Genomic DNA, 19,003 nt, shown 5'->3' with positions numbered 1-19,003 from the left:
ATTTAAATGGCTTTTCGTGAAAATGTATTAGAAATCTTAGAAGAAATTACAGAAACGGATGAAGTTGTCCAAAATACAAATATCAAATTATTTGATGAAGGTTTACTAGATTCAATGGCAACTGTTCAACTATTAATTGAAATTGAATCAAGACTAGATATTACTGTACCCGTTTCAGAATTTGACCGCGACGAATGGGCTACTCCGGAAATGATTATTACACAACTTGAGGCGCTAAAATAATGAAAAAAAAGCTGTGGATGACATTTGGGCCTTTACTGGTCGCATTCGCGGTTTTCCTTTTCGTTCTATTTGGACCTAGCAGCTTATTCTCTCATGTTTCTTCGGAGACTGTAAAAAAAAGCGCTACGTCTATGAACGAATACGTCATCCAAGGCTTAGACATTCAAAAAGAAGCTTTAAAAGAAGGTAATTATTTACCAATTTATGGTTCTTCGGAGCTTTCTCGTGTCGACCCATTTCATCCTAGTGTAGTCTCAAAAAAGTATGATCAAGGTTATACCCCATTCCTATTAGGGCGGCCGGGTACTCAATCATTAAGTCATTTTCTGGATGTAAACGCGCTGGGTGATGACTTAAGAGGCAAAAAAGTAGCAGTAGTTTTGTCTCCCCAATGGTTCCAACCTAAAGGAGTTTCTGATCCATCGTTTGGTGCTAACTTCTCTCCTCTTCATGCATATAAATTCGCATTAGAAGAAACGAAAAATACACCTGAACGCAGATATGCAGCTAAAAGATTATTATCGTTTCAAGTAGTTCAAAGCGACTCTACTTTGAAGAATTTACTTGAAAACATCGTCGCAAAAGGACCTAAAAAGCCTCATGATCAAAAAATTGTAAACATTATCGGTAAGGCCAAACTGAAAATTTTAGAGCGCAAAGATGATTTAGAATCGAAAACCATTTCTGGTTCTAAACAAGAACGTGTTGAAAAAGGCCTAAAATCTCTTCCTGAAAAATTAGATTATAAACAACTAGATGATCTAGCAAAGGAAACTGGCGAGAAAAGTATTGGTAACAATCCTTTCCAAGTGAAAGAAAAATACTATCAGAAAAAAATCAAACCAATTGAAGATAAGTTAAAAGACAGCCGAAAAGATTTGCGTTATGATGAGTCTCCAGAGTTTGGTGATTTGCAACTTCTAATGGACGCTTTCAAAAAAGCTGGTGCTGATGTTATTTTCATCAATCCACCTATTAATGGCAAATGGATTGACTACATTGGTATGAACAAACAAGGATTAGATGATTACTACGCTAAAACCAAACAACAAATTGAGAGTCAAGGCTTCCGGTATTACTCTCTCGAAGAATATCAAAATGATTCATTCTTTTTAGAAGATCCAATTCATTTAAGCTGGCGCGGTTGGGTAAAAATTGACCAAGTTCTTGCTGATTTTGTAAACTCGCCTGTAGAAACAAACTATAAAATAACGCCAGATGATTATTACATTAAAAATCACCTAGATAATGGACCAAAAAAAATCCAGAAGTAGTATTTAAACTACTTCTGGATTTTTTCATTGTTAGAATCCAATAATATGATAACCGCTATCCACATGAATTACTTCACCTGTTACACCGCGAGATAAATTACTAAATAAATAATAAGCTGTATCTCCTACTTCTTCTGCTTGCGTTGCACGTTTTAGTGGCGCTCGTTCTTCTACAAGTGAAATTGAGTCAGAGAAGCCGCTGACTCCACGTGCAGAGACTGTTCTAATTGGCCCAGCAGAAATAGCATTTACTCGAACACCAATAGCTCCTAAGTCCATTGCAAGGTATCTTACGCTCGCATCAAGAGAAGCTTTAGCAACACCCATAATATTATAGTTTTCTACAACACGCTCTCCACCGAGATAAGTTAAAGTAAGTAAGCTTGCATCTTCTGTTAACATATTTAAGTGTTTTAACGCGCGTGCCACCGCTGTAAACGAATAAGCACTAATTTCGTGCGCTTGTAAGAAACTTTTACGATCTACTTCTAAATAGTCACCAGTTAAGTAATCTTTATTAGCAAATGCAATACAATGTGCTAAACCACTAAGTTTACCTACTTTATCTTTAATTGTTTCAAACGTTGCTGTAATAGCATCTTCACTTGTTACATCACACGCTAAAATAAGCGGATTTTGGTTTATTTCATTTAATGAAGGTACTAGTTCAGTAATACTTTTTTTTGCACGATCGTCTGCATATGTAAATACTAGTTTTGCTCCTGCTTCATTTAATGAACGTGCAATTGCCCAAGCAATACTGCGTTTGTTAGCTACTCCCATTACAACATATGTTTTTCCCTCTAATGATAAGTTCATGTTCTTTCCTCCTAAAATTGATGCGATTTGTTCGCTTCTTCCATTTTACATGACCAAATAACTTTTTCAAACTCTTATTACTTCGTTTTTTGAATTATCTCCTTCATATCGTCTGGTAAAGACAAATCAAATGCCATATATTCTTCTGTGACCGGGTGGAGTAAATGAAGATGGCAAGAATGAAGTGCTTGCCTTTTGAGTAATGTTGTATCGCCACCGTACATATCATCACCGATAAGTGGATGACCAATGTAAGAAAAGTGCACCCGAATTTGATGTGTTCGTCCTGTCTCAAGCTGGATTGCTAAATGATCAAATGTTTTATAACGCATGAGAACCTCGTAATTAGTTTTTGCATATTTTCCCTCTGGAGTAACAAAACGTTCCATTATACTTACATCTTTACGTCCTATTGGCGCTTCAATAGATCCCGCTTGTTCTTCAAGGCTACCTGATGTAAAAGCTTGGTATCGTCTTTTGAGTAATCCCTGTTGTAAAAAGCTACTGAGTCTAGCATGTGCGTATCTATTTTTGGCGATCAGCATTAATCCTGATGTTTCTCGGTCTAGTCTAGTTACGATGTGGATAGCACTTGTAAGCCCTTGATTTTCGTAATGTCCTTTTACAAAATTGGCTACAGAACCAGTAGGATGGTATTGAGACGGAATCGAAGCCATCCCGGCTGGTTTATTAATAATCAATAAAAATTCATCTTCAAAAACCACTTCTAAATCTGTATATTCAGCTAACAAACGTTCATTTTGTTGTTCGGTCGGGAATGTAAGTTTAACTTTATCACCAGTTTTCACATGGTGTAAAACGTTTTGTTCTTGGTTATTAACTTCAATTTTACCATCCGCACCAAATTTTACTGCGGTTAATAATTGTTTAGATATGTGCTTGCTTTTCAGAAAAGTTCTAAGCAACAGCCCATCTTCTTCATTTTTTACTTGCCATTCTAAAAACACATGCTTCCTCCTGCTAACTTAATCTTCAATAAATGAATCATGTACTCTACGCCAAAACGGAAATGATCTGAATCTCGCAAAATGAACTTTTTTTGCTGATACTTCATAACGAATTTCCTGGACATCTCGATGCAAAATACTTAAATGATCCACAGAAATCTGAAAATCCTTGTCATTTACTGGTTGCAAACTAACTACATGATGCTTCGGAAAAACGAGTGGACTACCGATTGTCCGGTAAACTCGATTATTAATCGATGCCATCTCGGTTAATTGCATTGCTTCAATGGACGGATGCATTAGCGCCCCTCCCAGCGATTTATTATATGCTGTCGTTCCACTTGGCGTTGACATACATAAACCATCTCCACGGAATCGTTCAAAATGGAGGTCATTAATAACTACATCCACAACAAAAGGTCCACCTGAACTTTTTACGGTTGACTCATTTAGCGCTAAATACTCAGCTTCTTTTTTGCCAATGCCGTATTTTACGGTAGTTTTAAGCAACGGATAAGAAACTTTTTGATATTCTCCTTTTGCTAATAGCTTAACTAATTTACCTGCCTCTGCTGGGCGCCAATCAGCATAAAAGCCAAGATGACCAGTATGAATTCCTATAAAAGCAATCTCATCTAAGCGTTCTTCATATTGATGAAACGCAGACAAAAAAGTTCCATCTCCGCCAATAGAAATAACGATTTCAGGTTCTATCTCATCATATTCCATGTCATATTCCCCAAAACCAGCAATCATATTTAATCGCAGTAAATCTGACTTCTCGTCCCCTTTTGAAGTAATCACATATTTCATTATTTCTATTCGCCCCTATTCCTACGCTTACTTATTTTTCTTTGGCATTACTTGATGTACCGCTTTTTTATCCTTTGCTACATCTTTGTTTTGTGAAAAATAGACTTGCGCTTCTTGTATTTCTTCACGAATTTGCGACATTTCCTCATCTAATTGAAAAGCCGCCTCGGCAGCACGTTTTAATCGTTTGTTAATTGCTTCTGGAAATTCGCCTTGATATTTATAGTTTACTGAATGCTCAATAGTTGCCCAAAAATTCATTGCTAGTGTCCTAATTTGGATTTCAGCTAAAATCTTCTTTTCACCTTGGATTGTTTCTACTGGATATTCAATAACGACATGATATGAACGGTATCCACTGGGTTTTTTATTTGTAATATAATCGCGCTCTTCCACAATCCGAAAATCATTTCGTTGCCTTAAAAGACGAACAACAACCTCAATGTCATCTACAAATTGACACATCATTCGCAGTCCCGCAATATCTTGCATTTCTTCTACTAAATGGTCTAACGCAATATGTTTTTGATTAGCTTTGTCTAATATGCTCGCAACCGGCTTCACTCGTCCTGTAACGAATTCAATTGGCGAATGATTATTTTCAAGCTCAAATTGTGAACGCATTCCTTTAAGTTTAATTTTAAGTTCTTCTACTGCCTGTTTATAAGGCGCTAAAAAGTCTTCCCAATGATTCAAATCGCTCACCTCAAGTATATTCATGATTAAATTTATGCAACATCAGTTATATTTTAACACAAAAGTGATTAATCCACCTTGCTAAAAGTAACCTTTTTTTCAATCACATGTTAAAATAAAACTGAAGCGCTAACGATACAATGAAAAGGATGATGGAAATGATTCTTACTTTACTTCAAAACGGTGATTACGAAACTGCTTGCTCAAAAGCCCTCATAGAATTAAAAAACGCCCCAGAAAATGCGGAACTAAATTATTTTGCAGCATGGGCACACGATGCGCTCGGCAAAGAAGAGGCCGCTATCCCTTTTTATGAGAAAGCGCTGAGGCTTGGTCTCTCTGATGCTGATAAAAAAGACGCTTATATTGGTCTTGGAAGCACCTACCGCATAACAGGTTCTCCCGAAAAAGCCATCCTTCTTTTCCAAAAAGCGATAGAGGAGTTTCCAGAAAATAATGCCCTACGTACTTTTTTCATCATGGCTAAGTATAATCAAGGTCAAGAAAAAGAAGCCTTACAAGAAGCACTTCTGTTACTAACAAATACAACTAATGACCAAGATATTTTAAGTTACAAAAAAGCGATTCAATTTTATGCACAAGATTTAGATGCATTATTTCATTAAGAGGAGATGAATTTCGATGGTAAAAGAACTAGAAATAGAATTCCGCAATCTTTTGACAAAAGAGGAATATGATAGACTTATAGAAGATTTTCGAATGAAAGAAGATGATTTTTTTGAACAAACTAATTTTTATTTAGATACGGCAGATTTCGGCTTAAAAGAACGTAACTCTGCGCTTCGGATTCGTAAGTTAGAAACACAGTACCAATTAACGCTAAAAACTCCTGAATCGCGCGGTTTAATGGAGACAACGCAAATCTTAGCAGCAGACCAAGCAACAGCCATTACTAGCGGAGCGAATATCCCTGTTGGTCCAGTTCGCGATACACTAAAAGAAATAGGTATTAATCATGAAGATTTACAAGTCTTTGGCTCCCTCAAAACAATTCGAGCCGAAAAAGATTATAAAAAAGGACTACTCGTATTCGATAAAAACTTCTATGGTTCTATTTCAGATTTTGATTTAGAATATGAGGTTTCTGATTACGATAAAGGGAAAGAAATTTTTGATAAACTACTTAGAGAATATCAAATAACGAATCATCCAGCAGAAAATAAAGTAGCTCGTTTTTATAATCATATTTATAAAAATAATGACTAACTAGTGAAAAACATACTTTTTTATAGTGAAAAGACACAAGTTCTTAAAAAATAACGAATAAATATATTAAGCCAATGACAATTATTTGTTAAATTTACATTACGCTGATAAAATAGATATGTAAGTTACAAAACCAAATTTTGTATCAGCTTTTACTTAGCAGTGAATTATTTCTTTTCACACTGGTACATTAAAATGAATATCTATTTGAAGGTATTTAGAATTTGAAAATCAGGTGATAACAAATGATTAACCAAAATTTATATTATCAGTCAGTAGCCAATTCCAAGCCTATCGAAATTTATCTATTTTTTGATCCAGCTTGTGATGACTGTTGGAATATAGAAGCAAACATGCTCCGATTACAAATGGAGTACGGGAACTATTTTAAATTGCGCTATGTTCTGCATAATAATTTGCAGACATTTGTATGCAAACAAAAGCGTGTTGGAAATAGTAACCTGAGCTTAAAAGAACAACAAATAGGGGCGCATCTTTCCTATATTTCTTGTCTTGCAGTCAAAGCCGCTGAACTCCAAGGTAAAAAGCAAGGTATTACATTCTTACGTAAGATTCAAGAAGCGTACTTCCTTGAAAATAAAGATATCGCTAGTGAAGAAGTACTCTATGATATTGCTATTTCTACCGGTCTAGATCTTACTGAGTTCAAAAAAGATTTAGCATCTACTGCTGCTAAGCGCGCCTATATTGGTGACCAAAAAGTAGCCCAAGAAATGGAGATACGTGAAAATCCAACAGTCGTATTTTTCAATAAAAATATTGAAGACGCTGGATTAAAACTAAGTGGGCTTCATCGTTATGAGGTTTATGTACATGTTTTATCCGAGCTTTTAAATGATTTCCCGAAACCAGAAGAACGCCCGCAAATGGAAGAATACTTAGCTAAGGTAAAGGTTACTTCTTCTGCTTCGATGGCTGCCTTTTATGGTGTTTCTGAACAACAAATCGAACGCCAAATGAAAAAATGGCGCTTGCAACAAAAAGTGGAATTAATTGATACACCAGATGGTAAGGCCCACTGGAAATATATTGATAATATGTAATAAAAAAGTAGCAGCCTAACTGAGGCTGCTACTTCTTTATTACATATTTTCCAACCGCTCAATTCGCGAACTAATCGGCGGGTGAGAATCAAAAATACCTGGTTTATCTTTTTTAGACTTCAATGGTGACGAAAAGTAAATAGACTCACTAGAAGCGCTAACTTCTTCCATTTTTTTCGAATCACCGCTAATTTTTTGTAACGCTTGGATAAGACCATCTGGGTTCCGCGTTAATTCAACTGCACTAGCATCAGCCAAGTACTCCCTGTTTCTAGATAAAGCGAACTGAATCGCTGTAGCAATAATCGGAGCTAAAATAACAAAAATAAGTGCTACAACATAGATAATTACCTGTGCCCCGCCCCCATTATTATTATCATTTTTTCGGCTATTTCTCCCACCAGTTAAGCTTCCCCAGAAAATCATTCGCATAGCTAAATCGCTAAGAATAGCAATGACAGCTACTAACGCAATAGAAATTGTTGACAAACGGATATCATAGTTTCTTATATGAGAAACTTCATGCGCAATAACGCCTTCTAATTCATAACGTTCTAAATTATCTAGTAATCCTTTAGTGACAGCGACTGCTCCTTTTTCGGGAGTAATACCTGTCGCAAAAGCATTCATACTTAAATCATCGATAATATATACTTTTGGCATCGGAATATTAGCGACCATCGCCATACTTTCTACTGTATCCCATAAAACTGGTGCTTGTTCTTTTGATGTGACTCTTTTCGCATGATTCATCGCCATTACAACAGAAGAACTACTCATAACCATTATCAAAATATAAAATGCACCAATCACTGCTGCTAATATAAGTCCATTCAGATAATTATTCCAAACAATTATACCTATAGCAGCGCCAACCATTAGAACGAAAATAAAAAAGCCAATCACGATAAAAACCGTTTTTCGTTTATTTGCTGCAATTTGTTCAAATAGCATGATTTCCGCTCTCCTTCATGGCTTAAAACTCTACTTTTGGTGCAACACGTTCTACTTCTGGAATAGAGAGCATTTCACGTTCAGTAAAGTTATGCAGTTTAGCTACAATATTTGTTGGTACTGATTGCACTTTGGTGTTGTAAGTCATTACCGTTGTGTTATACAACTGACGTGAATAAGCTACTTTATTCTCCGTAGTAGTTAATTCATGTTGTAATTCGATGAAAGAAGTATTTGCTTTTAAATCTGGATAAGCTTCTCCTAAAGCAAAAATCGATTTTAATGCCCCACTTAACATATTATCTGCTTCAATTTGACCTTGACGATTGTCAGCAGGAACTTCCATCATTTTGTTACGAGCTTCAATTACTTGTGTTAGTGTTTCATTTTCATGTTTTGCGTACCCTTTAACTGTTTCAACTAAGTTAGGAATCAAGTCAAATCTACGTTTTAGTTGTACGTCAATTTGTGCCCAAGTTTCATCAACACGGTTACGGTATTTTACAAGGCTGTTGTATAGTCCAAAATAAATTAATACTAAAATAACCACAACAGCGATAGCAATAATCCATCCTATCATAATTAATCTCCTCCTTCTCATGTAGTAAATCTATTATACCTTACTTAGGGAGTACATGACAATCCTCCTACAGAATGAGATTCTATTTTTTCTTCCGCATAAAATAAAACGGCTTCACAGGCTTATCTACTACCATTTTTATCGTCATCATCGCATTAGGAGCACGGTCAATTTCCTCTCCATTTTCATTCCAGAGTGCTTTTACAACCTGTTTAAAACCAGTATCTCCCGGTCCATAAAATTCAATTTCTTCACCAACGCCAAAATTATTTCGTTGTTGCAATGTAGCCATTTTCGTTTCTTCATCATATTCAAGCACTTGAGCGGCAAAGGCATATTGAGGAATTTTCCGAGTTTTTCCAAATAATTGCTCGTCCTCCGTTGGTTCTTTATAGAAAAAACCTGTAGATAATTCGCGCTGAGCAACTTTCCATAATTCTTCTTCCCATGCAGGATCAAATACGTAATTCTCTGGGTTCGCGCAATATGCGTCTACCGCACGACGATAAACACTTGCTACGGTAGAAACATAATGAATTGATTTCATTCTGCCTTCGATTTTCAAACTATCTACCCCAGCATTAACCATATCTGGAATATATTTAATCATAGATAGATCTACAGCACTCATTGAAAAAGGCTCTTCATCTGTATCCACTAAGTTTTTCGAAACACCATTATCAATTTCGAATAAATCATATTTCCAGCGACAACTTTGGGCACATCCTCCGCGGTTCGCATCACGGTTCGCCATATGATTCGATAAGGTACAACGCCCGGAATAAGAAATACACATTGCGCCATGAATAAATGCTTCCATTTCGACATCCGTTTTTTCACCAATTTCTTGAATTTCTTGCATGCTAACTTCTCGTGCAAGTACAACACGCTCTAGTCCTTGTTTTTTCCAAAATTCTAGTGTTTTATAGTTTGTTGCCGAAGCTTGTGTGGATAAATGAACTGGTAGACCCGGTGCATCTTGAAAACAAATACTAATTAGCGCTGGGTCCGAAACAATAACTGCATCGATGCCGATATCGCGAAGTGTACGGAAAAATTCACCCGCACCTTCAGTATCACCAGCATGTGCAACCATATTTGCCGCAACATACACTTTTGCATTTCGTTCATGGGCAAAAGCGATGCCTTCTTTCATTTCTTCAAAACTAAAATTACCTGCACGTGACCTAAGTCCAAAAGCTTGGCCACCAATATATACAGCGTCCGCACCGTAACAAATCGCAATTTTTAATTTTTCTAAGTTACCAGCCGGAGCTAGCACTTCTGGTTTTTTTAATACTTTAGTCATTATGCTATTCCCCCTACTTTACATCATCCGGATTTTTCAAATAGAATCCAGCATCTAGTTTTCTAGTTTTAGGCTGCAATTCCGTTAATTTATTCACAAAATACTCCGCAACAAATTGACCTTGAATTACAGCCTCTTTCGCTTCAACTAATAGCGATGCGATTTGAACAAAATTATCCGATTCTGCAAGAACTCCATCTAGTTTCCAAGTTTTTAACCCAGCTTCATATAAGTCTGCTAAATAAGGGACAAGTGAAACATCTTCAGAAGCAAAAATATGTGTTCCGGAATCATCCTCATAAATTGGTAATTGACTTGTTTCATCATTAGGTTCACGTAAATAAAGGCCACGTTCTTTCGAGGTATCATCTTCCATTTCGACAATACGCTCATAATTCGTTACAAGTTTACGTTTGGATTGGTGGATGCATGTTGGTCCGTAAACCAGAACTTCTACTGGAATTGGGAGACTTTTAGCAATGGCTTTTATCTCACCTTCTGTTAATTCTCTGGCAAGTACTGCTCCAACTGCTCCTTGTTTTTCCCAAAATGAAATTTGTTCTGCGCTAGTAACAAATGTTTGGGCATCATAAATGAAAGGTATCGGTCGAGCCATTTCACTTAGGAGCATAATCGCACCAGGATCACCACATGCAATTGCATCTACTTTCATTTCAGAAAGCTGTTCTAAAAATGCTGGTAGCTCTTCCATATGTTCGTTGTGCATCAACGAATTTACAGCTACGGTTACTTTTTTCTTTTCTTGATGTGCTAAATGAACTATTTCACGTAATTCTTCGACAGAAAAGGAATGAGGTAATCTTAAACCAAATTGGCTGTTACCTATATATAATCTGTCTACCCCCGCGCGAAGCAATTGTTCAGCTTGCCTAATTGAATCTGCTGTCGCTATGATTTCCATGTTTTTCTCCTCTTTTCTACTAAAAACGTTACTTGATAAATGTATCACAAGAAGACTTGTTACTCAATAAGAATTTTGACATAAAAAAAGAGACTAGCCTATGCAGCTAATCTCTAATCTATTTTGTCTTCTTTTGTAATCTTAAATAAATTTAATAATGGTCGATAAGTGCTTCCTACTAAACCAAGTGTTTCGATAAGCACCTCAATTAAAATTAAAAGTACACCAATTAATATCATCGAGCCCCATAGCGTTGACATAGTAAAAATGAAAGCAAATAAGGAAAATAGTGCTGCAATCGCGTAAATTAATATGACTGTTTGCCGATGTGTAAAACCTAATCGGAGTAAACAATGATGTAAGTGAGATTTATCTGCCATAGCAATAGGTTGTTTTGTAACCATACGGCGCACAATAGCAAAAACCGTATCAGAAATTGGTACTCCTAAAATCAAAATCGGTACAATTAAAGAAATAAAAGTGACGTTTTTAAAGCCCATGATAGAAAGTACCGCAATAATGAAACCTAAGAAAAGCGCTCCTGTATCTCCCATAAATATTTTAGCAGGATTGAAATTATATGGTAAGAATCCAAGAGTTCCAGCAATTAAAACGCTAGCAATCATAATAACAAGTGCATCTCCCATAATAAACGCCATTCCTAAAATTGTCAGTAAAGCAATAGTGGAAACACCAGCAGCCAATCCGTCAAGGCCATCAATTAGATTGATTGCATTCGTAATTGCTACAATCCATATAATCGTGAGTGGAATACTTAAAATGCCAAAATGAATTTCTCCACCAAAGGGTAGATTTATAAAATCAATACTAATATCGCCCCAGAATACAATAATAAAAGCAGCGACAATTTGGCCAATTAATTTATATCTTGCCTTAAATTCCATAATATCATCTAACAGGCCAGTTATAACCATTACAAGTGCTGCAATCAATAAAGGCCATAAGAATTCATTTTCAATTGGAAGTAAAAATAAACCAATGGCAAAACTCATAAAAATCGCTAAGCCACCCAAACTAGGAATTGGCTTCACATTAATGCGTCGCTGATCGGGTTTATCAGTAATATCAAAATACAGTGCTATCTTTCGAATTAGCGGTGTAAGTAACACGGACGCACCAAAACATATAAAAATTATCATCCAGCTCATGGTTAGTCCTCCCCGCAAATTTTTTACTCATCTCATTATACTTTTTTATTTGCAAAAAGACAACGAAAATCATTACGCAAAAAAAGCTTAAAGCGCACCTACTCCGCCTCAAGCTTTTTATTTTATTGTTTAATCCTAGCTACAAATTGAAATCTACTACCTACATACTGGGAACGCGTAAATTCAAATGGTCGACCGTCTTCTAACGTTGTAATCTGTCGAAGTTTCATAACCGGTGAGCCGAGTTTCACATCTAGATATGGCGCAATTTTTTCTGATATTAAAGAAGCTTCCATGATTTGTTCTGCTTCTCCAATTGGTTGACCAAGTTTTAATTCAATGGCTTTATAAAGGGAATCCATAATGTCTTCCTTTGTAAGCAGTGAAGCAATTTTTTCTGGAATAGCGGCAACTTCATAAAGAATTGGTACGCGGTCACCGTAACGAATCCGCTCAATCTTCATTACATTGCTGTTTTCAGGCAGTTGCAGTGCCTCTTGTTCTTGCGTACTTGCCGGACGGATGCCATACGATACGATTCGCGTAGAAGGAACTTTTCCCTCTTGTAACATCAAATTCGTAAAACTCGTAACCGCTTCAAGCCGTTCCGTTAATTTCTTTTCCGCAATAAAAGTTCCTGCGCCAACACGTCGTTGCAAAATATTATCATCCACTAGCCCTTGAATGGCTTGTCTTACAGTCATTCGGCTAACATGAAACATTTCCGCAAGTTGACGCTCGGCTGGAATGGATGTCCCTACTTTCCAGACGCCATCTTCCATTTTCTTTTTAATTTCACTTTGAATCTGAATGTAAATCGGTATTCCTGATTGTTTATCGATCATTTTCCCGCCCTCTTCTTATAGAAGTGACGCCGCCTCGTTGTCAAGAATCACAGTAACGTCTGGATGATTTTGAAGTACAGAAGCAGGACAATTCACATCTACAGGTCCTTTAATAGTTTCTTTGATTGCTTGTGCTTTGTTTTCACCAAAAGCAAGTAGGATAATTTTCTTTGCATTCATGATTGATTTAATTCCCATAGAATAAGCATGAGTTGGAACATCTTCTTCTCTTTCGAAAAAGCGTTTGTTTGCTTCACGAGTAGAATCTGTTAAAACGACTTTGTGTGTTAACGAATCAAAAGAAGTTCCTGGTTCGTTAAAACCAATGTGGCCATTTGTTCCAATTCCAAGCACTTGAATATCAATTGGGTGCTCAGACAAAATTTCTTCATAACGTGCGCATTCTGCTTCTGCATCCGTCGCTTCTCCGTTTGGTAAGAAACTTTCTTTAAATGCTTTTTTAGAGAATAACAATTCGTTCATATAGTAATGATAACTGTTTGGGTCCTCTGCTGCAAGGCCTACATATTCATCTAGGTTAGTTGTTGTTACATTTTTTGTGTCAACGTCGCTTTTTACAAGCTCGGCATATAATGTTTCTGGTGTACTACCTGTCGCTAGACCAAGTGTGTTTACTTCACCTGATGTGATGCCTTTTTCAATGATTTCTAATGCTTTTTTGGATCCTGCTAATTTATTTTCTGTTGTGATAAGTTGCATTTTATTATCTTCCTCTCAAGAATGTTTTTTTCCGAATGAATAGGTTGCTGTAATGTGTAAATCTTCATCTAGTAAGTTGAAATCAGCATCCTTACCAGCTTCGATTCCACCTTTTTGCGTTAAATTAAATTCACGTGCTTGGTTTCCAGAAGACATAAGAACTGCCTCTTCCACCGAGCATCCAGTAAATTTAATCATATTGCGGAAACCGTCGTCATAAGTAAGTACACTTCCAGCTAAAGTTCCGTCTTCTAAACGAGCTTGTTTGTCTTTCACGATAACAGTTTGGCCGCCAAGTTCTGATTTTCCTTCTGGCATCCCTTTTGCTCGCATGGAGTCAGTGATAATACATAAATGTTCTGGTCCTTTCATTTGATAGGCTAATTTCACCATATCAGGATGAACGTGAATACCATCAACGATAAGTTCTGCATTAATTCCGCGTTCTAACAAAACATGACCTGGAACGCCTGGCTCACGGTGCGTCATACGGTGGCATGCATTATATAAATGTGTCGCATGTGTCGCTTTACTTGTTTTCAAGTGTTCGCGTACATCATTAGAGTGACCAATACTTGGAACAACTCCTAGTTCAAAACACAAATTTTCAAAATCAGCTGAAGTATCGTGTTCTGGTGCATATGTTACTAATTTAATTAAACCACCAGAAATATCAAACCACTTTTTGAAAAGCTCCAAATCAGGTGCTTGAATGTATTCTTCTGGTTGCGCTCCTTTGAAAACTTTAGATACAAATGGACCTTCCAAATGGATCCCGCCAATAACAGGTTCAGTTTTAGCAACTTCATGGATAACTTTCAAAGCTTTTTCAATATTTTCATGTGATTGCGTCATCGTTGTTGGGAAATAAGTAGTGATACCTTCGTTTAGCATACCGTTCACTTGTTTTCTAAGCGCTTCTGGATCAGCATCCATTGCGTCAAAACTATAACCACCATGGGAATGAACATCAATGAAACCAGGAACAAGTTTTTGTCCTTTTGCATCGATTACTTCTTCTGCTTTTTCTGCTTGAAAATCAGTCATGGAGCCAACTTCTAAAATTTGTTTATCAAATCGTACAAAAGCATTTTCTAGAACACCTTTACCAGTATAAATTGTAGCGTTAGTAATTACTTTATTAGCCATTACGTATTGCCTCCTCATTAAATCGGTCTATACCAATTATTATAGCATGTATCCATTAAAATGCAACTTATCTTTTCCTATTTACCCGAAAAAATGTAAAGTAACCAAAAAAACACATAGCTCACAGAAAAGCTATGTGCATAAAAAAACGCAGAATACAGATTCTGCGTTTTTTGTTTTATTTGTCTTTGTCTTCTTCTTTTTTCTCTAATTCTGGAATAAGCACTTCTTTTTCTTCTTTTGGTTCCTCTTTAGCAGCTTCTTTTTCCAATTCATTTAGCTGATCTTCAATGGAAGCTCTTTCTGGTTTCTTGAAATTTTGTTTTTCTCGTTCAATAATTTCATCCACCATTGTTGTAAAGTTTTGTGCTTTATCTTTAATAATCTCTTTGCTTTTCTTTGTTTTCTTTTCTAGTTCATCCATTAAATCATCGAAGGATTGGGAAAGTTCTTTGCTCATATCCGCTTTCTTTTCAGCTTCTTCAGCTAAATCGCGTTGTTTTTGAGCTTCATGATAATCGTTTACACTCCCCCAGCTCATATCATGGATAACTTTGTCCATTTTTTCCGAAGTTTCTGTAGCATTTTTTTCAGCCATTTCAGCTAAATGTTGTGTTTTAAGATTTTTCCATTTTAAACGCATTTCGTGCATGCGTAGTTCTAATTTTTCAAGTTGTTCAGAAGCTTGATCATAATGAGATTTAGTTGATTTTAATTGTTCTTCATATTGAGCTACTTCTTCTAATGCAAACTCAGCTAACTTAGTTTCACCAGCTTCTTTTGCAATTTCAGCTTGACGACGACGTTTTTCAACATAAACTTCCATTTCTTTATATTCTTTATAGAAAAGAGATTTTAGCTCACGTTGTTTTTCTACCATACGTTCTGCATCTTTCATTTCTTGTTTTGTTTTATCCATATAGTAACTTACTGAATTGCGACGTTTTTCTTCACGTTTTTCGATTTTTTCACTAACTTCTTTATTCCATTGTTTCATTTTTTCAAAAAGGTTTGCCATTTTTTTCTCCTCCAATTATTTATTGTATGGGTAGTCAAATACATCATCATTTTTTCTAGGTTTATTTTTATTTCTAGTTAGGAAGTAAATGATTGCTCCAATGATTGCAACAACCAGTATTCCTTTTAAGTTAGCTAGAATGATTAAGGCACCAACGCCAATTAATACACCATAAACGATTTTTTCACCTACAGACTTTGCTTCGAGTAGTTTCTTAAGTGACCAAAATCCGAGCACTGCACCAATAGTCGCCATAATCGCTGGCCATAAAACGATAAGTATCATTGCTATGAGTAAAACTATTAATACGCCAATCAAAATTGCTCTCATATGTCTACCTCCTTATTTAAAAGTGTAGCTAAAATATTTTTCTTTTATTACTGTACCTATCATAACGCTATGTATCAAGTAGAAGAACCCACTGTAGAAGGAAATTCACCTACAACTTGAGTCCTATTGTCTAACTAAAGGATAACATATGAAGGGATGTTTAACGAACAAAAAACAGCTTGCCTCTCGTGTAACACAAGATACAAACTGCTTTTTGACTATTTTATTTTTTCTTCATATTGAAGAGATGAAACCCCGCCTTCAGAAATCATATTGTTTTCCTCAAGCTCCGTTTCTGAAATTTCTTTGTCTGCATAGCGTGTTCTAATATCGTTTACTTCATCAAAAGGCGTGGGTGGCTGTTGTTTTTTTACCACATAAATCGCAGCACAAGCTATTACACCAGCAACGGCTCCTGCAATAATACCTACTTTATTTTTCACACTAATAACCTCCTCTTGAAATCCACTATTTTATTCCCTAAAAAAAGAGAGCTAAAACAAAAACGAGTTTGCATCATGCAAACTCGTTTCAATAATTAGAATCCAGAAAAAGTACTTTTGGGTTTACGGATAAAACATAGTATGGCTGCAATAACAAAAAGTAAAGCAGGAATGAAACCAATAAGTGCAGTGGATAAAAGTGACACAATACCGGCTGCTAGAAATAAAAATCCAGCAAGTATCGGGTTTTTATTTTTTATAATATAGTAAATACCTGTTGCTCCAACAATTAAGGTGATTATTCCACCAGAAAGTGCCGTCCAAGATAATGTATGTACAAAATCAAAGATACGGTCCGGGTCCGGTATATCTTCTTTAGGGATTTCCCATTCAGTAACTGTTTGGTAGTAATTATTGTAATAGGTCGTTAAGCCTTCTTTTCCTTTTGAACCATTTACTAGTAATAGACCAATAACAGCAATAGCTGCTTGCATAAGTACACTAAGAATAAGACCAATAATAGCGAGAACTATCTCACCAGTTCGTTTAATCATGAAAATATGCCTCCGTTTCTTCGCTTATTTTTCCAGTATACTATATGTTTTAGTGAGAATAAACTATTTAAATATTAGAAAAAGAAGACTAGTCGTGCGTTTTGCTTTAAAAAAATGTATAATTTGTTCATAACGAATTTTAAAGGGGCGTAAAATAATGCTAAAGCGCGTGTTCTTCTCCATTATCTTACCTTTAGGGTGTTTAGTTGGAGCAATTTTTATTTTATTTACAATTAACACGACATATCCAAAAGCAGCTAATGATGCTATTCCAACTATATTTATACATGGTTACCGAGGAACTGATCGCTCACTTCATGGAATGATACGACGCTTTGACCAAAAATATAAGTGGGGCACAGAGTCATTAACAGTAAATGTAAGTCCAGACGGAAACATTTCTACTACTGGTACTTATAGTAAAAACGAAAAAAATCCGTTAATTAATATTGTTTTTGAAGATAACCGAGCAACTCTTCCACAGCAATCTATGTGGACAAAAAAAGTAATGGCCTATTTACAAAAAAATTATGATATTAAAGAATTTAATGCAGTTGGTCATTCAATGGGTGGCGGTGCTTGGGTAGCCTATTTAGCATCTTATGAAAAAAATAAATCTTATCCACAAGTAAATAAAATTGTTTTCTTAGCAGTCCCATTTTACCCAGAAGAATATGTAAATGGTGATCAACAAGTAGATATTAAAAATGCCAATAATGTGCATGCTAATTTTGCTCAAAAAATGGCCAAAGTATTACCAGCTAACACAGAAATTATGATTATTGGTGGCGACTTAGAAGACGGTTCAAATAGTGACGGCGAAGTCAAATTAGATAGTGTTTTATATGGTCAAAAATTATTTGCTCATCAAAAAGTCATTACTCATGTTATTAAAGGACCTCAAGCAACCCATAGTAGTATGCACGAATCTACTGTCGTTGATAAGTATGTCGGTCAATTTTTATGGGGACAGAAATAAAAGATAAAGGATGTTTCGAATGAAAAAAGTTATACTCACGATTATCATCTTAGCCATTATAATTACAGGCTTCGGGATAATTTTTCTTCAATTTGAACCTACTAAAAAAGCTGCTAAAGAATCTACTAATGCTACTGCACAAAAATCTTCCAAAAAAACGAATAATCCAGTCTCAGAAATCGCTGTACCTACGCTTTTTGTTCATGGTTATTCAGGAACTGCTAATTCATTTAAAGGCATGATTAATCGTCTTGCTGAGGATGGTGTTGTAACAGAGTCGCTTGTCATGACTGTTGCCACTGATGGGAGTGTTAGCACAAAAGGAAGTTACGATAAATTTAGTCACAATCCAACTATCCAAGTCATTTTTGAAGATAATAAAAGTTCAATGGTGAATCAAGCTCAGTGGATACAAAATGTGATGAAAGAGTTGAAAAATAATTATCATATTGAAAAAGTAGATGCAATTGGGCATTCAATGGGCGGAGTTAGCCTAACGAGTTATATTGGGAAAGTTGGTAATGATAAATCTTACCCCGTTCTTGAAAAACTAGTTTTAATTGGCGCCCCACTTAATGGGCTAGTTATTGGTGATAATGGTGTGACTGCCTATGATTTAACGGATGAAGGACCAAAACAGACCTCCGAGCGTTATAGTGAGTTTATGAAAAACAAGCCAAACATTCCTACTAATTTACAAGTATTGAATATTGCTGGAGATACATTAGATGGAACTAAAAGCGATGGTAGCGTATCGGTCGCAAGCGCACTCTCTGGTAAATTCATTTTTGAAGGACAAGTCAAAAGTTACGAGGAAAAAACCTTTACAGGAAAAAATGCAGCTCATAGCAAACTACATGAAAATACAGATGTAGATGCTAAAGTAGCTAATTATTTATGGGGAACTGAAAAAGTAGATTAAGCATT

General features: G+C 35.9%; 23 protein-coding genes. 7 read left to right on the top strand and 16 right to left on the bottom strand.

From position 1 onward, the window contains the following. The first annotated feature begins 6 nt into the window (after positions 1-6). Both dltC and dltD read left to right on the top strand, forming a co-directional pair. Entirely contained in the window at positions 7-243 is a 237-nt protein-coding gene (dltC, locus tag HCB38_RS03810) for a D-alanine--poly(phosphoribitol) ligase subunit DltC (protein ID WP_003761466.1), read from the top strand. Beyond that, positions 243-1,517 (top strand): D-alanyl-lipoteichoic acid biosynthesis protein DltD, encoded by a 1,275-nt coding sequence (gene dltD / locus HCB38_RS03805; RefSeq protein WP_185318391.1) that lies wholly within the window; start codon positions 243-245, stop codon positions 1,515-1,517. Before dltC ends, dltD begins: the two co-directional genes overlap by 1 nt. A gap of 30 nt (positions 1,518-1,547) precedes the next feature. Here the strand turns inward: dltD and fabI are convergent, their stop codons facing one another. From fabI to yjbM, 4 genes are all read right to left on the bottom strand, one after another. Next, positions 1,548-2,336 (bottom strand): enoyl-ACP reductase FabI, encoded by a 789-nt coding sequence (gene fabI / locus HCB38_RS03800; protein ID WP_185318390.1) that lies wholly within the window; start codon positions 2,334-2,336, stop codon positions 1,548-1,550. A 77-nt stretch (positions 2,337-2,413) separates the two neighbouring features. After that, a complete protein-coding gene (locus tag HCB38_RS03795; RefSeq protein WP_185318389.1) occupies positions 2,414-3,304 on the bottom strand; it encodes an RluA family pseudouridine synthase in 891 nt (296 codons plus the stop codon). 18 nt (positions 3,305-3,322) lie between these two features. Beyond that, a complete protein-coding gene (locus HCB38_RS03790) occupies positions 3,323-4,117 on the bottom strand; it encodes an NAD kinase (RefSeq protein ID WP_185318388.1) in 795 nt (264 codons plus the stop codon). 27 nt (positions 4,118-4,144) lie between these two features. Next, positions 4,145-4,813 carry a GTP diphosphokinase gene (yjbM, locus tag HCB38_RS03785; protein ID WP_185322051.1) on the bottom strand — a complete coding sequence of 223 codons (669 nt, stop codon included), beginning with the start codon at positions 4,811-4,813 and terminating at the stop codon, positions 4,145-4,147. Positions 4,814-4,971: 158 nt separating this feature from the next. On the opposite strand from yjbM, the gene HCB38_RS03780 reads away from it, so the two are divergent. The 3 genes from HCB38_RS03780 to yjbH all read left to right on the top strand — a co-directional run bounded on the left by HCB38_RS03780 (position 4,972) and on the right by yjbH (position 7,104). Then, positions 4,972-5,439 carry a tetratricopeptide repeat protein gene (locus HCB38_RS03780; RefSeq protein WP_185319003.1) on the top strand — a complete coding sequence of 156 codons (468 nt, stop codon included), beginning with the start codon at positions 4,972-4,974 and terminating at the stop codon, positions 5,437-5,439. A gap of 16 nt (positions 5,440-5,455) precedes the next feature. Beyond that, a complete protein-coding gene (locus HCB38_RS03775) occupies positions 5,456-6,040 on the top strand; it encodes a CYTH domain-containing protein (RefSeq protein ID WP_185318386.1) in 585 nt (194 codons plus the stop codon). A gap of 245 nt (positions 6,041-6,285) precedes the next feature. Continuing rightward, a complete protein-coding gene (gene yjbH, locus HCB38_RS03770; protein WP_185318385.1) occupies positions 6,286-7,104 on the top strand; it encodes a protease adaptor protein YjbH in 819 nt (272 codons plus the stop codon). Positions 7,105-7,143: 39 nt separating this feature from the next. Here the strand turns inward: yjbH and htpX are convergent, their stop codons facing one another. The 12 genes from htpX to HCB38_RS03710 all read right to left on the bottom strand — a co-directional run bounded on the left by htpX (position 7,144) and on the right by HCB38_RS03710 (position 17,097). After that, positions 7,144-8,058, bottom strand: a complete 915-nt coding sequence (htpX, locus tag HCB38_RS03765; RefSeq protein ID WP_185318384.1) for a zinc metalloprotease HtpX — start codon at positions 8,056-8,058, stop codon at positions 7,144-7,146. Between the two features lie 22 nt (positions 8,059-8,080). Beyond that, the gene (locus HCB38_RS03760) at positions 8,081-8,638 is read right to left on the bottom strand and encodes a LemA family protein (RefSeq protein ID WP_011701773.1); all 558 of its coding nucleotides are present in this window, start codon (positions 8,636-8,638) and stop codon (positions 8,081-8,083) included. An 82-nt stretch (positions 8,639-8,720) separates the two neighbouring features. Then, positions 8,721-9,947 carry a peptidase U32 family protein gene (locus HCB38_RS03755; RefSeq protein ID WP_185637595.1) on the bottom strand — a complete coding sequence of 409 codons (1,227 nt, stop codon included), beginning with the start codon at positions 9,945-9,947 and terminating at the stop codon, positions 8,721-8,723. 13 nt (positions 9,948-9,960) lie between these two features. Continuing rightward, on the bottom strand, positions 9,961-10,869 hold the full coding sequence (locus HCB38_RS03750) for a peptidase U32 family protein (RefSeq protein WP_185637593.1): 909 nt from the start codon (positions 10,867-10,869) through the stop codon (positions 9,961-9,963). 113 nt (positions 10,870-10,982) lie between these two features. Further along, positions 10,983-12,038 carry a glycosyltransferase family 4 protein gene (locus tag HCB38_RS03745; protein WP_185318381.1) on the bottom strand — a complete coding sequence of 352 codons (1,056 nt, stop codon included), beginning with the start codon at positions 12,036-12,038 and terminating at the stop codon, positions 10,983-10,985. Between the two features lie 122 nt (positions 12,039-12,160). Next, entirely contained in the window at positions 12,161-12,883 is a 723-nt protein-coding gene (locus tag HCB38_RS03740) for a GntR family transcriptional regulator (protein ID WP_185637591.1), read from the bottom strand. Positions 12,884-12,898: 15 nt separating this feature from the next. Further along, positions 12,899-13,603, bottom strand: a complete 705-nt coding sequence (nagB, locus tag HCB38_RS03735) for a glucosamine-6-phosphate deaminase (protein ID WP_185318380.1) — start codon at positions 13,601-13,603, stop codon at positions 12,899-12,901. A 15-nt stretch (positions 13,604-13,618) separates the two neighbouring features. Next, positions 13,619-14,752, bottom strand: coding sequence for an N-acetylglucosamine-6-phosphate deacetylase (nagA, locus tag HCB38_RS03730; protein WP_185318379.1), 1,134 nt, complete (start codon positions 14,750-14,752; stop codon positions 13,619-13,621). Positions 14,753-14,930: 178 nt separating this feature from the next. Next, positions 14,931-15,770, bottom strand: a complete 840-nt coding sequence (locus HCB38_RS03725; RefSeq protein ID WP_185318378.1) for a PspA/IM30 family protein — start codon at positions 15,768-15,770, stop codon at positions 14,931-14,933. 15 nt (positions 15,771-15,785) lie between these two features. Continuing rightward, positions 15,786-16,100, bottom strand: a complete 315-nt coding sequence (locus HCB38_RS03720; protein ID WP_185318377.1) for a lmo0954 family membrane protein — start codon at positions 16,098-16,100, stop codon at positions 15,786-15,788. A 218-nt stretch (positions 16,101-16,318) separates the two neighbouring features. Further along, complete coding sequence (locus HCB38_RS03715; RefSeq protein ID WP_185318376.1) at positions 16,319-16,543, bottom strand: hypothetical protein; 225 nt, start codon at positions 16,541-16,543, stop codon at positions 16,319-16,321. 95 nt (positions 16,544-16,638) lie between these two features. Continuing rightward, positions 16,639-17,097 carry a DUF4064 domain-containing protein gene (locus HCB38_RS03710; protein ID WP_185318375.1) on the bottom strand — a complete coding sequence of 153 codons (459 nt, stop codon included), beginning with the start codon at positions 17,095-17,097 and terminating at the stop codon, positions 16,639-16,641. A gap of 157 nt (positions 17,098-17,254) precedes the next feature. Between HCB38_RS03710 and HCB38_RS03705 the strand changes: the two genes are divergently transcribed. Further along, positions 17,255-18,076 carry an alpha/beta hydrolase gene (locus HCB38_RS03705; RefSeq protein ID WP_185318374.1) on the top strand — a complete coding sequence of 274 codons (822 nt, stop codon included), beginning with the start codon at positions 17,255-17,257 and terminating at the stop codon, positions 18,074-18,076. A 19-nt stretch (positions 18,077-18,095) separates the two neighbouring features. Continuing rightward, positions 18,096-18,998, top strand: a complete 903-nt coding sequence (locus HCB38_RS03700; protein WP_185318373.1) for an alpha/beta hydrolase — start codon at positions 18,096-18,098, stop codon at positions 18,996-18,998. The last annotated feature ends 5 nt before the right edge of the window (positions 18,999-19,003 follow it).

The sequence above is a fragment of the Listeria farberi genome, assembly GCF_014229295.1.
Taxonomy (GTDB): domain Bacteria; phylum Bacillota; class Bacilli; order Lactobacillales; family Listeriaceae; genus Listeria; species Listeria farberi.
This window is presented reverse-complemented; position numbering and strand designations above follow the sequence as displayed.